The organism is Snuella sedimenti (assembly GCF_016428595.1).
In the GTDB taxonomy this organism is placed as follows: Bacteria; Bacteroidota; Bacteroidia; order Flavobacteriales; family Flavobacteriaceae; genus Snuella; species Snuella sedimenti.
The window spans coordinates 85,636-102,239 of sequence record NZ_JAELVQ010000012.1 but is presented as its reverse complement, the minus strand read 5'-3'; the positions used below and the strand labels follow the sequence as shown (position 1 = coordinate 102,239).

General features: G+C 34.1%; 8 protein-coding genes. 1 reads left to right on the top strand and 7 read right to left on the bottom strand.

Going from position 1 to position 16,604, the window contains the following annotated elements:
• Window positions 1–202: 202 nt before the first annotated feature.
• The 7 genes from JF259_RS10685 to JF259_RS10655 form a co-directional block, all read right to left on the bottom strand.
• The gene (locus JF259_RS10685) at window positions 203–2,593 is read right to left on the bottom strand and encodes an ABC transporter permease (protein ID WP_199115316.1); all 2,391 of its coding nucleotides are present in this window, start codon (window positions 2,591–2,593) and stop codon (window positions 203–205) included.
• Window positions 2,594–2,967: 374 nt separating this feature from the next.
• The gene (locus JF259_RS10680; RefSeq protein WP_199115315.1) at window positions 2,968–5,376 is read right to left on the bottom strand and encodes an ABC transporter permease; all 2,409 of its coding nucleotides are present in this window, start codon (window positions 5,374–5,376) and stop codon (window positions 2,968–2,970) included.
• A 224-nt stretch (window positions 5,377–5,600) separates the two neighbouring features.
• Window positions 5,601–8,015: an ABC transporter permease gene (locus JF259_RS10675; protein ID WP_199115314.1), complete on the bottom strand. Its 2,415-nt coding sequence runs from the start codon at window positions 8,013–8,015 to the stop codon at window positions 5,601–5,603.
• Window positions 8,016–8,417: 402 nt separating this feature from the next.
• Window positions 8,418–9,122 carry an ABC transporter ATP-binding protein gene (locus tag JF259_RS10670; protein WP_199115313.1) on the bottom strand — a complete coding sequence of 235 codons (705 nt, stop codon included), beginning with the start codon at window positions 9,120–9,122 and terminating at the stop codon, window positions 8,418–8,420.
• Between the two features lie 428 nt (window positions 9,123–9,550).
• Entirely contained in the window at window positions 9,551–11,998 is a 2,448-nt protein-coding gene (locus tag JF259_RS10665) for an ABC transporter permease (RefSeq protein WP_199115312.1), read from the bottom strand.
• A 374-nt stretch (window positions 11,999–12,372) separates the two neighbouring features.
• A complete protein-coding gene (locus JF259_RS10660) occupies window positions 12,373–13,623 on the bottom strand; it encodes an efflux RND transporter periplasmic adaptor subunit (RefSeq protein ID WP_199115311.1) in 1,251 nt (416 codons plus the stop codon).
• Window positions 13,624–13,628: 5 nt separating this feature from the next.
• Window positions 13,629–14,978: a TolC family protein gene (locus JF259_RS10655; RefSeq protein WP_199115310.1), complete on the bottom strand. Its 1,350-nt coding sequence runs from the start codon at window positions 14,976–14,978 to the stop codon at window positions 13,629–13,631.
• 255 nt (window positions 14,979–15,233) lie between these two features.
• Between JF259_RS10655 and JF259_RS10650 the strand changes: the two genes are divergently transcribed.
• On the top strand, window positions 15,234–16,601 hold the full coding sequence (locus tag JF259_RS10650) for a sigma-54-dependent transcriptional regulator (RefSeq protein WP_199115309.1): 1,368 nt from the start codon (window positions 15,234–15,236) through the stop codon (window positions 16,599–16,601).
• The last annotated feature ends 3 nt before the right edge of the window (window positions 16,602–16,604 follow it).

The following is a 16,604-nucleotide window of genomic DNA, read 5'->3' as shown; positions in this document are numbered from 1 at the left end:
TTGCGGTATTCTTATCAATACCATTTTCTTCTATGAGATTGCCACACTTCAACTGCGCTCAGTACGGGCAACTTTCGTCATTACGAGGAGTTTTTTAGAGCGACGAAGTAATCTCTTGGTCGATTTCACCTTTAAAAAGATTGCTTCTTCGTTACACTCATCGCAATGACGACCTTTTTTTACTTCTAACTTTTCACTTAAATCACTCATCCCTTAAGCTTTCCACTGGATCACGGGTAGCGGCCCTGTATGTTTGCCAGCTTACCGTTAACAGGGCAATAACTAATGTAAATACACCTGCCAAGGCAAACACCCACCAACTCAACACCGTTTTATAGGCAAAGTTTTCCAACCATTTGTTCATGGCATAGTAGGCAATCGGACACGCAATTATAAAAGCGATTCCTACCCATTTAACAAAGTCTTTGTTGAGCATAAGCATGATCTCGTTTATAGTCGCCCCGTTTACTTTACGGATGCCGATTTCTTTGGTTCGCCTTTGTGTATCGTATAAAGCTATTGTAAACAAACCAATGGCTGAGATCAATAGGGCAATGCCAGTAAATATTACGAATATAGATCTAAGGTCTTTTTCTTTTTTATATAGGGCTATAATCTCATCACTTAAAAAAGTGTATTTAAAAGAGCCTTCTGGGTTTGCTTTTTTAAATAAGGCTTCCAATGTTTGTAAACCATCATTAATCCTGTTTGTTTGCAATTTGATAAAACAATCAGCGTTCCAATCTACTGAAGGAAATAGAACCAATGGTTTAGGTTTGGATGACAGATGCTCACTATTAAAATTTTTAACAACGCCTATAATTTTGTAACCTTTAAAGTTTTCATTGGGTGTTAATATAATATCTGCATTGATGTCTTTTATTTTCCAAAATGTTTTGGCGGCTTCGTTGACAATAATTTCATTTTTACTGAATATATTGTTAGTTGCGTTATTATTAAACCACTGGCCTTCTATGAGCGTTAATCCAAAAACGCTTTTATAATTGGCACCTACTGACAAGAAATTTATTTCATGAAATTCTTTATTGCTGTTTTTGGACCTTAAAGGTAATGGAATAGGCATTATGGGAGATTTGCCCTGAGAGAATCCCACAACTAACGGAATTTCTGCCAACTTATTTTTGATGAGTTCAGGTAGTTGTTTTTTTAAATTGTATTGTTCTTCATCATTTTTATAGTTGAAAGTTGGTTTGTTGTAAAACTTGATCCTTACAATATCTTTACAATCAAAACCCAAGTCTTTATTTAACATTAAATGCAATTGTTTTGATACCAATATGGAAGTTATAAGAAGTGTTATTGCTAACACGTATTGAATGACCAAAATAGCTTTTCGGGTAGTTAGGTTGCCATTAACGTTAACAATGGATTTTATATTTGTTACTACAGTTCGCTTATAAATCACTAATAAAGGATAAATCAATGCCAAAAACATCATGAAAATCAATGTACACCCAATAATGGTAAACACCACTAAATTTGAAGGTTGCAATTCTATCTTCATCAAAGCATTAAACTCAGGAAGCACTAGTCTGTAACATATAGTAACAAACAATAAACCAATGGTATAAAGTATAGCATACTCTACAAGCTTTTGATAAAGTATATGTGATTTCTTTGCTCCGTTAATCGTTAGTAGCGCATTGTATTTAATACTATTATTTATATTAATTATTTGTGCATTGGAAAAATTAAGTGCTGAAATGACAATAATTACAAGTATGATGGCAAAAACTATTTTTAGAGTTTTAGTATCTCCACGCCTTGACAAAACATCAGCACGAATAGGCATGTTATTATAGTAAAGAGCATCAAACGGTAAGTAATTTACCTGTAAACCATACTCTTTTATGTAAGGCGAAATAATTTTTAATTGTTTTACTTTCTCTATAAACTCAGATTTTTTGAAGCTGTCATTAATAAGTATAAATTTCATTCCCAGTTGCCCATGTTTTATAACTGAGTTTTCAGTAGGCTTGGGAAATAGCAGATCGAAAGTAATGGAACTGTTGGAAGGTATTTTTATTACGCCTTTTACTGTATAAAAAATCTCGGAGCCAGTTGTGATCTTTAGTTTTTCTCCAATTGGATTCTTATTTCCGAACAACACCTTTGCAAAGGCTTCAGATAATACAACATGATATGGATTGTAAAGAATGCTTTTTTTGTCTCCGTATTTTAGATCAAAGTCAAAAACCTTGAAAAAGGTAGTATCGGCCACTATGCCATCTGTATAATAGCTTTCATTGTTGTGGTAAACTGTGGCACTTTTATATTTTTTATCTAGTTTGGCTACACTGGTTACTGCTTCTACTTCGGGATATGAGTTATAATCTATATCAATAGCCGGAGGAGGGTTTGTCCACACACCATCCGGGTCCGACCTAAAAACTTCAAAGTAAATCTGCTTTTTGTTTTTATGGAAACCATCCGTAGTAAGCTCATTGTAAATGTAAGATAGTAACAATGATGTACAAAGTGTCCCCAAACATAACGTTAGCATACTACTCACTAAAATAACCTTATGTTTTATAAGGTTTCTAATAGCTATTCTTACATAATACTTTATCATATTTAATATTTGTTACTAGGCTATTGCTACAATTTCCTTCTATGAGATTGCTGCGTCCTACGTCCTCGCAATGACAGTCACATTTACACTTCTATCTTCAAATAGCATTTGTTTGTTACTGGTTGTTTGTTGTTAGTTGTTGGGTTATAAAATTTTCAACTGTTTGCGGTATTCTTATCAATACCATTTCCTTTTATGAGATTGCCACACTTCAACTGCACTCAGTACAGGCAACTTTCGTCATTACGAGGAGCTCTTTTTAGAGCGACGAAGTAATCTCTTGGTTGATTTTACCTTTAAAAAGATTGCTTCTTCGTTACACTCATCGCAATGACGACCTCTTTTTACTTTTAGCTTTTCACTTTCAACTTAAATCACTCATCCCTTAAGCTTTCAACAGGGTTACTGGTAGCGGCCCTGTATGTTTGCCAGCTTACCGTTAACAAGGCTATCAACAAGGTAAACAGCCCCGCTAAAGCAAACACCCACCAACTCAACTCGGTTTTATAAGCAAAATTCTCCAGCCATTTGTGCATAGCATAGTATGCAATCGGACAAGCAATAACAAAGGCTATGGCTACCCATTTTATAAAGTCCTTATTGAGCATGAGCATAATCTCATTAATAGTTGCGCCGTTTACTTTACGGATGCCTATTTCTTTGGTTTTACTTTCGGTAATAAAGAGACTAATGGCTACTAGGCCTAACAGTGAAATAAATAGTACGATAACTGTAAAAGCCTCTAATAAGCGTTTGAGTTGGAGTTCTTTTTTGTAGATGTCGTTTAAGTCATATTGAAAAACCACCTCATCCAAAAATGCAGAATCAATTCCTTTTTCTGTAAAAAAGGCCCTGATATCGCTTTCAAGTTGTTTTCTATAACCGTCTTGATAAGAAACCACTAAACTGCCATAATACCAACCATTATAATCTATATTCATAACGACAAGTGGTTGAATAGGATAATATAGTGGAATGTTTTGCACATCATTAACAACTCCTATTATTACAAACTTATAATTTTCTAAATTGAAAACCTGTCCGATCGGCTCTTTCAAATTAGCCTTGCGCACAAACGTTTCACTCACTAATACTTCTGTAAGTGACCCATTCTGTTCGTCATTAATTTGAGATGTGTTATAGCTCGCTTGATTAGATAAATTTTTACCATATAACAATTTTACGTTATTGGTTTTTAAAAAATTTTGATCTCCACGGTGAAGGATGACGTCTGTAACTTGCTGGGTTTTGGTATTAATTAATGGAGCTGTTCCAAAGCTTGGAGTATATAGTAGTTGCGAATATGAAGTTGACTTTACATAACTTTTTGTTTCTAAAAACGGTTTCAATTCCTTATCATTTCTAGTTGAAATATGAACTACGTTATTAACAGAAAAACCTAAGTCCCTTTCCTGAATATAATCAACCTGTTTCCTTACGAATAAAATACAGATAATTAAACCTATAAATATGAACAGTTGAAACCCGATTAAAATTTTCTTTGAGTTTGCAGAACCATGATTATTTGCTTTGGACTTAAAAATAGAGTTGTATGAAAAAAGAAACTCTAATCCTCCTATTGCTATGCCTAAAAAGACTATGATTAAGAAATAGCTTGCTATAAAGATTAAATCGTCTGTAAATGACAAATGATAATTAAACCCTAAGATATAAGAGATAAACTTACCCAGTATGGGATAGGTAAGGAACGTAAGCGCAAAACATATAAAGGTATTTATTAAGGATTCCATAATTAATTGTATGCAAACCCCTGCTTTGGATATCCCCAGATAACGCCGCATATTAAATTCTTCTGCCCTGTTCATATTAAGTCCCAAGTTCATTATGATATAATTGGAAATTGCCAAGAATAACATTAACAAGCCCACGAGTACAATTATTTTTAAGAATTGAAAATCTCCTTTTATCTTCTGTCTGGTGACATTTTCCGAATGCATATAAACGTCATTTAAAGGCTGAAGTTCAAATTGATAATAAGGCTTATCCATGTCTTCTCCTAAACCAATTTTGAACCCTTTTTTCATGTTAACGAACGTAAGCTCTCCTGCCTTACTAGAGATAAAGTTTAAGTCATCTACTTTAGGGATATGTATAAATAAAACAGGGGCACCTACAGTTACCCATTTCATTTCTTCTGTAACATTCGTTTTGTAGCTATTTATATTTATTAAAAAATTGCTTTTTATGGTTGAGGTTTCAGGAATGTCATTTAATATTCCTATAACTACTACGTCTTTGGTTTCAGAACTGTAGTCTTTTAAAAGTGTTAATGTTTTACCTATAGCATCCTGTTTCCCAAAAAGTGATAAAGCTGCATTTTGAGAGATAATAATTCCGTTGGGAGTTTCTTCAAACTCCTCAAGACGACCTTGTTTTAAACTGAAATTAAATAACTCAAAGAATGATGGGTCAATATAAGATACTTCATCCTTTATCGTATTTTCGCCAATTTTGATGATACGGTCGTAATCGTTCAAAAAACGGGCATAATTATTTACTTGGGGTAATGTTTCCTTTAGTAGAGGCCCTAACGGAAAAGGCGATTCCGCTACAAGAAAATTAGAATTTATTGGTTTTTTAATAACCCTATAAATATCCTCCCGCTTCTCATGGAATTTATCCACGCTTAGTTCCTTATACACAAAGTGATAAATATGAAACGAAGCAATAATGGCCACACTCATTCCTAATATGGAAACGGCGTAGATCTTATAGTTTCTTGTAATCCTTCGAAAGTATTCCCTTAGTATTTTAAATAGCATTTGTTGGTTATTGGTTTATAAAATTTTAAACTGTTTACTGTATCATTATAAGATTACCACACTTTTACTGCGCTTAGTGCAGGCTACTTTCATCATTACGAGGAGTTTTTTAGAGTAACGAAGTAATCTCTTGGTTGATTTTACTTTTAAAAAGATTGCTTCTTCGTTACACTCATTTCAATGACGACCTCTTTTTACTTTTAGCTTTTCACTTTCAACTTAAATCACTCATCCCTTAAGCTTTGAACAGGGTTACTGGTAGCGGCCCTGTATGTTTGCCAGCTAACCGTTAACAAGGCAATCACCAATGTAAATAAACCTGCTAAGGCAAACACCCACCAACTCAGTGCTGTTTTATAAGCAAAATTCTCCAGCCATTTGTGCATAGCATAGTATGCAATCGGACATGCAATTATAAAAGCGATTCCTACCCATTTAACAAAGTCTTTGTTGAGCATAAGCATGATCTCGTTTATAGTCGCCCCGTTTACTTTACGGATGCCGATTTCTTTGGTTTTACTCTCGGTAATAAAGAGGCTAATGGCTACCAAGCCCAACAATGAAATAAATAGGACTATCACGGTAAAAGCTTCCAACAAGCGTTTGAGTTGGAGCTCCTTTTTATAGATGTCTTGGTAATCTGTGTATTCTATAAAATCTTTAAAATAATCAAAAGAAGCATTGTTACGTTTAAAAACTGAGGCAATGTCCGACATTACCTGATTTTTGTATCCTTCTTTAAAACGTACTTGGAACATATTTTTAAAAAAAGGAAAATTGTACCCAATAACGATAGGTTGTATGGGTTCATACAAAGGTGTATTATTAACGTTTTTAAAAACGCCTACAATTACAGAGTTGCTATGGACACGTAATGGTGTCCCTATTGGATCTTTAAGGTTAGCTCTTTTTACAAACGCTTCATTAACCAATACCTCAACAAGCTCCTCTCCCCGATGAAGGGCCTTAAAATTGTAAAAGGTTTGAAGTTTAGAAGGATTCAATGTTTTGCCATAAAGTAATTCAACATTATATAACTCTAAATAATCCGTATCTCCCAAAACAACCATGGTTTTTACTTTTTCTTGGTTAGATTGTATGGTAACGTCTTCTAATTGATACTCTGTCTTGAATAATGTTTCGCCTCCAGCAATTTTTTCGACATAAGACTTTGAAAGCAGTTCATCTTTTAATTCCTCTCCATGTTTATCTGGGAAAACACCAATGACATTATGAAAATTAAACCCAACATCTTTAGTTTCTATAAAATCAACTTGCTTCTTTATGATTGATACACAAATAATTAACCCTATAAATAAAAAAATCTGAAAAGTAATCATCAATCTTTTTGTCATCCATGAATTTGATATTTGAGTTTTTGATTCAGAAAAAACAGCTCTATAGGAAAGCAAGTATTGAAAAACACCTATTATAAACCCAATGAATAGTACAACCAATAGGAAAGACAGAATCATTAGGTAATCATCCTTAAAAGTAAGATGGTATTCAACCCCGATTAAAAGAGCAATAGCCCTATTTAATAAAGGGTATGTTATTAAGGCTAAAAGAAAGCATACAAATGCATTTAAAAATGACTCTATAATAAGTTGGATAAAAACATGCTTTTTGGAAGTTCCTAAATACCGCTTAATTTTGAATTCATTAGCCCTTGTTAGACTTAGCCCCAAATTCATAATAATATAATTGGTAATTGCTAAGAGGAGAGTTAACAAACCTACCAAGGTTATGATCTTTAAAAATTGTAGAGAACCTTTATTTTTTTGTTCTCGAATTGTTGTAGAATAAAAATACATCTTATCCAATCTTTGAAATTCTATATTGAAATATTCCCGCTTCATTGGGTAATTAGGATTTCTTACAAGATTGGCTTCATCTATGGTTAAGTCTTTTACTTTTTCGGTAAACTCATTTATATTACTTATGTCCGGGGCATGAATAAACAATTCAACTAGTAACATATTCCAAAGACTATTCTTAAACCTATCACCAACTAAAATTTCAAGGCTCTCAATGTTTATAAAACAATCTCCTTGAATAGTTGATACTTCTGGTAAGGTCTTTAAAACACCAACCACTTCAAGTAGCCATTTGCTTTCATTTCTATATTTTGAAATGGTTATCTGTTTTCCAATGGGACTTTCATTGCCAAAAAGGGAATTTGCGATTTTTTCTGAGATTATAATACCATTAGGAGTATCCGAAAACGTTTGTAGACTGCCTTGCTGTAGGTCAAAATTAAACAAGTCAAAAAATGAAGAGTCCGTAAACCTGGGACTTACCTTTTTTTCTATACCGGTATCCGTTTTTAATTTATGAGGCTCCTCATAAGTAGTTATTCTGGCAAAGTCTTTTACTTCAGGGATTTTATCTTTCAGAATTGGTCCAATAGGTAAAAAAGTGGTTGTGGATTTGGTATTGGTATTATCATAATTATTTACTAATCTATAAATATCCTCACGCTTCTCATGGAATTTATCCACGCTTAGTTCCTTATACACAAAGTGATAAATATGAAACGTCGCAATAATGGCTACACTCATTCCTAATATGGAAACGGCGTAGATCTTATAGTTTCTCGCAATCCTTCGGAGGTATTCCCTTAGTATTTTAAATAGCATGTTTTGGTTACTGGTTGTTTGTTATTAGTTGTTGGTTTATAAAACTTTAAACGGTTTGCGGTATTATTATCAATACCATGTCCTTTTATGAGATTACTTCGTCCTGCGTCCTCGCAATGACAAACCCATTTTACTTCTAACTTTTCACTTTTAACTTCAAAAAGCATTTTTTAGTTACTGGTTGTTTGTTATTGGCTGTTGGTTTCTAAAACTTTTAACGGTTACGGTATTATTATTTTATAAGATTGCCACACTTCGACTGTGCTCAGTGCAGGCTAATTTCGTCATTACGAGGAGTTTTTTTTAGAGCGACGAAGTAATCTCTTGGTTGATTTTACCTTTAAAAAGATTGCTTCTTCGTTACACTCATCGCAATGACAGTCCCATTTTTGCATCCAATTTCTAACTTCCTGCTTCTTCAGCACCAACCAATTCATGAACACTCTCGGCTACAATTTGACCATCAAATAGGTTGATCACGCGGTGAGCGTATTGTGAATCCCTATCAGAATGCGTTACCATTACGATAGTAGTTCCTTCCTGGTTAAGCTCTGTAAGCAAGCTCATGACTTCTCTACCATTTTTAGAATCTAAGTTACCCGTAGGCTCATCGGCCAATATCAATTTGGGATTTGCAACTACAGCCCTTGCTATTGCTACGCGTTGTTGCTGTCCGCCCGATAATTGCTGTGGGAAATGCTTTAAACGATGTCCCATTTTCATACGCTCTAGTACCTCCTTTACACGGCGTTTACGTTCTTTGGCACTTATTTTTAGGTAGATAAGTGGTAGCTCTACATTCTCAAAAACGGTTAATTCATCTATCAGGTTAAAACTTTGGAATACAAAACCGATATTTCCTTTGCGTTTTTGGGTACGCTGACTCTCTTTTAAATTACCCACTTCTTCTCCTGCGAATTTATAGCTCCCAACGCTGGGATTGTCCAACATACCAATAATGTTGAGCAATGTCGATTTACCACAACCCGAGGGTCCCATGATAGCGACGAACTCGCCTTGTTTAACGTGTAGGTTTACTTCGTGCAAGGCACGGGTTTCTACATCTTCTGTTCTAAATACTTTTGATAGATTTTCAGTTTTAATCATGGTTTTTAATGTTTATGCGTTTATATGTTTAATTGTTTATTTGAATCTTGAACATGTTTGTACTAATTTATTCTTGTATTTCAGAATCCTGTCATTTTTTTCCCTTCCCTTCTTTTGACTAACACCATTCTCAATCTAAGGGAGCGTTTTAATTTTTATTTGTCATTACGAGGCTTTTAAAAAAAGCCGTAGTAATCTGTTACTACAGTACTCTCATTGAACAGGTTGCCACATTTCGATTGCGCTGAGTGCAGGCTACTTTCGTCCTCACAATGCCTTTTTTAACTTCCCACTCCTAACATCTAGCTTCTAACTTATTTTAATTGTTCTCAATACCATTTTCTTTTATGAGATTACTTCGTCCTGCGTCCTCGCAATGACAAACCCATTTTTACTTCTAACTTTTCACTTTTCACTTTCAACTTAAATCACTCATCCCTTAAACTTTCCACCGGATTTTGTGTGGCCGCCCTATAGGTTTGCCAGCTAACTGTTAAGAGGGCAATTACCAATGTAAATAGACCTGCCAAGGCAAATACCCACCAACTGAGTGCTGTTTTATAGGCAAAATTCTCTAACCACTTGCTCATAGCGTAATAGGCTATGGGGCATGCAATTACAAAGGCAATCCCTACCCATTGTATAAAGTCTTTGTTCAACATAAACATGATTTCACTTATACTAGCACCATTGACCTTACGAACCCCAACTTCCTTAACACGACGCTGCGTATCGTACAAAGCGATGGTAAACAAACCTATTGCCGAGATCAACAAGGCGATAATTGTAAAAACGATATAAATGGTACTCAAGCGTTTTTCCTTTTGATATAAAGTGGCGATGTCATCGCTTAAAAAGGAAAAAGAAAATATTTCATTTGGGTTGTTTTTTTTGAATAAAGAGTGGATAAACTTTAGTCCTTCACTAGTTTTTCCTTTATTAAATTTTATATGAAAATCTTGAGTAATATTATATATTGGCAATAATATCAAGGGTTTAGGTTTGTTACTTAAATGTTGATAATTAAAATCTTTAACTACACCTATTATTTTATAAGTCCCTCTGTCCTTCTTTTCAATATTAACTTTTGAAATATCACCAATACCCCAAAATTTCTTAGCGGCTTCATTGATTATTATTTCTTTACTATTGTTGTTTTTACCAAAAAACTGCCCTTCAACGATTTGAAAATTATAAACTTTATCATAGTTTGGATTAACGTATAATTCATTTATAGAAATAAATTCATTATCACTTCCAGAACATTTATAAGTACTTTGATAAGGTTTTAAGATCGAACTTCCTTGTGAATATGCCAATATAGATGTTTGATTAGAAAGTTCGTTCCCTAGATGTTGATGCGTTGCAAGAAAAGCATTTTGTTTCTGCTCTCTTTTTTCTTTATTCCAGCTTTTATGATTAGGTTCAAAAGGAGGATCATAGAAAAGTTTTGTGCTAATACTATTTTCCGTATCAAACCCTAAGTCTTTAGTTAGTAATAAGTTTAACTGTTTTGCTATAGTAAATGCTGAAATTAATAGGACAAATGTTAAAGCATATTGTAATACAGTTATTACTTTTTTACCAAAAACAGCTTTTGGAGTCGCCCCCCTTAAACTTGATTCAACTATAAATGAATCTTTATATATGATTATTATTGGATAGATGGAGGAAAGTAAAACTATTAACAAACAAATGAGACTAACTATAGTAATCGTTTTATATAACGAGGGGGATAATACAATCTTAAAAAAGGTATTGAAGTGAGGTAAAAAAAATTGATAACAAATTGTAGCTATAAAAGTAGCAAGTAATATTAGAAATATGGATTCTATTAGTTTTTGGTAAATGATTTGCTTTTTTTTCGCTCCATTTATCTCGTGTAGATGTAATTGTTTTATAGTAGTATTAATATTTACTACCTGAAGATTGCTAAAATTAAGCATAGATATAAAAAAAATAACTCCAATTATAACCAATACAATTAGATTGTTTTTTTTATCCCCTAACTTATCAAAAATTCCTATATAATCAATATTTAAGCTAGAGTTAAAATATACTTCACTTAATGAAATTAACCCTAATTCTTTATTTTGTATATATTGATTCCTATTAGTAATGGATTGTATTTTTTTTAAGAATTCATTTTTGTTAAATCCAGTTTTAGTAAGTATAAAATCACACCCCATCCTACTATATTTATTGGGTTCGTTTTTATTATCAGGTATTAAAAAGTCGAACTGTAAAGAGCTATTGCTTGGGATGTTTAAAATGCCTTTTACTGTAAATAGCTCATCTTGAAAGCGCTCTTCTGATACTTTAATGATTTTACCTATAGCATTTTCATCTCCAAACATTTTTTTAGCAAACGCTTTGGAAAGGACTATGTTATTTAGATTATTAAGAACTGTCTTTGGATCTCCTTGTTCTAGTTTAAAGTTGAAAATTTCAAAAAATGTTCTATCTACTACAAAACCACTAGGATTTACTTTCTTATTGTTATAATTAAATCTGAATCTCCCTTTTGGATATCTCCCTATTTTTACTAAGTTTTCTATTTCAGGGTATTTAGTGTAGTCAAAATTAAAATAGTCTTTAGGGCTGCTTACTCTCCAATTACTTTTTGGTGAATCTCTCATTAACATTAAAAAAATATCCCCTTGCTGATTAAACTTATTTATAGTATCGTTTATTTTATTAGTATTTATCTCTTTAGCTTCAGAATGAAATTCATCCATGGACAACTCATTATCCATGTACGTATATAGCATCGAAATACACAAAGCCCCAAGACAAAGGGTTGCCAAACTTCCCACAAAAATGACTTTGTTAGCACGAAAATTTCTAATGGCAAATTTTATATAGTGTTTTAACATTTGTTATGCATTTTTTAATATCATTATGAGGCGTGACATGAGCACTGTTTATAATCTCATTCCTCTCTTAATAAGATCATTTAACCGGCTTCTTGTAATAGCAGTAACAAGAAACCTGTTGACTTAATCTACTTTATACCCAATACACACGCCGTCATAATAATATGCTGTTCGATTTTTGATTGTTCTTTATTTGTAACTTTTTCATTTATCCATTGTTATCGATACGATTCTCTTAGATTTCGACTGCGCTCAATCTGACAGAAAATCACACGAGCCAATATATTTTTTAATCGCTATATCTCTCTTATCAGATTGCCACGTCCTGCGTCCTCGCAATGACACTACCTATTTACTTCCAACTTCTAGCTTCTTTATCTAAGAATTAACTTATCATTATCTCCAAAATTATCATACGATGAAATAATCACTGTCTCACTTGCATCTAAGCCTTCTATAATTTCATAATATTGAGGATTCTGTTTACCTATTTTTACGTTGCGTTTTATGGCAAATTCTCCAGAGGAATCAACTACGTACACCCATTGTCCACCAGTACTTCCAAAGAAAGCGCCTTTGGGCAACAGCAATGCTTCAGATGGAGCGCCTAGCTGTAATTTTATATAATAACTCTGCCCTGTACGAATGTTAGCAGGCTTATGGTCATCAAAAACCAGATCTACATCAAATTTGCCATCCCGTACTTCGGGATAGACTTTTCTTAAACGTAACTTATAAACGGTGTCATTACGATCGAATGTTGCCATTAGCCCTCTTTTTACCCGGTCTATATAATGTTCGTCTATTTGCGATTCTACCTTAAAATCGGATAATACATTAATTTGTCCCACATTTTGCCCTTTTCCTACCTGCTTGCCTATTTCGGCATCCAGAAACCCTAATTGGCCAGCTATAGGTGCTTTTACATTCAAATTCTCTATCCGCTCGTACTCCATGCTTAATGCCCGCTTCATACGTCCCAAATCACGACTTAAATCTTTAATGCTTCCCATATTTCTGAGAGAATCCTGTCCGGTTTGGAATTTGTGTACTTCATAACTTTTTTGTGATAGCTCAAAATCTTCCTTTGCTCTTAGAAACTCTTCCCGTGCAATTAACTCATCATCATACAGGGCTTGGTATTGTTCATATTTACGTTTGGATTGTTTTAATCGGTATTCGGCATCCAACAAGCTTTTTTGAGCTGTATTTCGTTTTGTTTCAAAATCTATTTGTGTTTGCCTCAAGCTATTCTCTTTAGTGGCCAAATTAGTTTCACTGTTTAAGATTTGTCCATACAACTCACGATTTTCCAACCTAAATATCACTTCTCCTTTTTTTACCATGCTACCTTCTTCTATAAGCACATCGGTAACACGCCCGCCTTCGTAAGCACCTAAATAAACGGTGGTAATGGGACTCACCTGTCCGCTTAAGCTTATATAATCATTAAACTTATCTTTAATAACTTGGGCAATGGTAAGCTTTTCTTTGTCCACTTTTAAAGTAGAAACATTATCACCAAATGCGATATGGGAAATGAAGTATAACACAAATGCCACCAGGCCACCAATTATAATATGCTTGCGTTTTATACCTTTTTTCTTTTCAATAGGGGTGTCCATAAATATTAGTTTGATGCCATGGTTGGTAATTTAAATTTGCCTTTGTAAAAGTCTAAATAGTGCTTTTGGATGCTTTTTTCCACCAGTATCCGCAATTGTTCTATTTTGGCATTTAAATAGGAGTTGCTAGCTATTTGAAGATCGTACAAATTTATAAGTTCTTTTTCAAACCTCTTTTGTGCTACTTTGTAAGCTTGTTCCTTGGCTCGTAACTGTTTTTGGTTTAAGAGTTCCTCTGCATTTAAAGCTTTATTTTTTTGAAGCATTTCCTGAATTTGCTTGTAGGCGCGTTGCTGCTCTAACTTAAACTTTACTTTGGCCTTATTCAATCTTATTTTACTTACTTTAGTTTGGCTCCATACCCTTCCATTGCCAAAAATGGGGAAACTGAACGAAAAACCTACAAACTTATTTTGATTATTTTTTATTTGTTCACTAAAAGGAACAGTAGTTCCTGAAGCATCTTTAATATTATCTGAAAAACTGGTATTAATAGCTGCACTTAACCCTATTCTGGGATAAAACGCACTTTTGCTAATGGCTAAATCTTTTTTTGCAGATGCTACTGAAAGTGCGCTTAGCTTTAGTTGCGGTAATGTTTCTAAAGCACTATTAAAAACCTCTTTAACATCTGTTTCGGGCAATTCATTTGTAGTGAGCCCCACTGTAATTGCTATGGTTGTCTCTTGTAAATTCATTTCCTGTAACAATCCAAGTTTCGCCATGTCCAATCGGTTTTCTGCTTGAAGCACACTCAATGAATCACCGCTAACGGTTGCTTCCATTTCGTATAGATCGGCCTTGGCCATTAACCCCAAAGCGACTTTTTTATTAACTGTTTGATAATGTAGCAGGTTAGATCGTTGTTGTTCCTTAACGATTTCTAAAGCACCTTCAAGAAATAGTACATTGCTAAATAAATCCATGATCTTAAACGCTAAATCGTATTTGGCCTGCTGAGCAAGGTATTTACTGTTTTCATATTGTAACCTTTGATATGCCAATTGGTGCCATTTCCTAAACCCTTCAAATAACGTAATGGAAGACGAAAGCCCTCCCCTTATTCCAGAAACAAAACGCCTTTCTACATAAGTATTGGTTACAGGGTCTAGGGTACGCCCGAAGCTTACATTATACCCCGGATAGGAAACACCAACAACAGGAAGCAGATTGCGTTTACTCTGTTTCCAGTGTTCCTTACTTATGGCAGCATCCTGACCAGTAATTTCCTGTTCAAGACTATGTTCCAGTCCGTATGCAATACACTCGTCTAAAGTCCATAACTTTTGCGCCTGTCCTTCAAAACTAAAAACAAACTCAAAAAACAATACCATTAAACTAATTTTAAAAATCATTAACCTTGTAACTGTTGAATTTTGATCGTAATATGTCTAACACCGTGCCACTTTGCACAAATAGTTAAAAGACAGTATTTTGAGTAAAAATGAAACACAATTTTCAACACCATAGTGTAAAAATTATGGACAAAATGTGTAAAAATATTTTACACTTTAGAAGGTGGAATAATAGGATTACTTAGCTTTGGGTAAATTAAGAGACTGTTTCAAATTTGTTTTTGAAATTTAAGCAGTTTCTAACAAAAATTCTAAATGATCCAGGCCAAAATACTTGTTATAGATGACAATAAAAGTGTACTAAGTGCTCTTGAACTATTATTACAGGCAGAATACCAAACCGTAGCAACGCTATCTAATCCTAATGCCATTACATCCATTACCAATTTAGCTTCTTACGATGTCATTTTATTGGATATGAATTTCTCGGCAGGTGTAAATACTGGTAATGAAGGTTTTTATTGGCTCACACAGTTAAAAGCATTATCCCCAGATGCCTCTATAGTTATGATAACTGCTTATGGTGATGTTGAAATTGCTGTTAAAGCTTTAAAGGAAGGCGCTACCGATTTTATACTTAAGCCTTGGGATAATAAGAAGCTACTGGCTACCCTACACGCTGCTTACAAATTCCGTCAATCGCGATTGGAAGTCAAAGCATTAAAATCGGCGCATCAAAATTTAAAATCATTAATTAATAATGAAGGGAAATATATTATTGGTCAGTCTAAGGCTATCAATAAGATATTGAAACTCGCAAGAAAGGTTGCGTGCACCAATGCCAATGTTCTTATTACTGGCGAAAATGGTACTGGTAAAGAACTGATAGCCCAAGAAATTCATAGAAATTCTAAGCGAAACCAAGGTATACTGGTTAATGTCGATATGGGAGCCATTGCCGAAACTCTGTTTGAAAGTGAATTGTTCGGACACGTAAAAGGGGCCTTTACCGATGCCCATAAAGATCGTCCGGGAAAATTTGAAGCTGCTAATGGTGGCACACTGTTTTTAGATGAAATTGGTAATTTACCCTTGCCTCTACAGTCTAAATTATTATCTGTATTACAAAATAGACAAGTGTTTCGGGTAGGCTCTAATACAGGAATTGCAGTAGACATCAGGATTATTTGTGCTACAAATGGCGATTTAGAAAGCTTAGTGAGCGAAGGGCATTTTCGGGAGGATTTATTGTACCGTATTAACACCATACATATTGAAGTCCCTCCTTTGCGCGACCGTGATGATGACGTTTTACTATTGGCAGATTTCTTTTTAAAAAAATACGCCAACAAATACGGGAAAAAGGTTTCCAATATTGCTGCCTCCGCAAAAAGAAAACTACTCAATTATAACTGGCCCGGTAATGTGCGTGAGTTACAACACACTATTGAGCGCGCCGTTATTTTAAGTGATGGTACTATATTAAACACCAACGACTTTCTATTTAAAACGCCTACCAAAGCAAAAGCGATAGGCCATTTAGAAACTTTAGACGCAATGGAAAAACAAATGATTTCCAATGCTTTGGAACGACATGACCATAATTTCACTGCGGCAGCCAATCAATTAGGAATCACCCGACAAACTTTATACAATAAAGCAAAACGCTATGGAATTCAATAGACT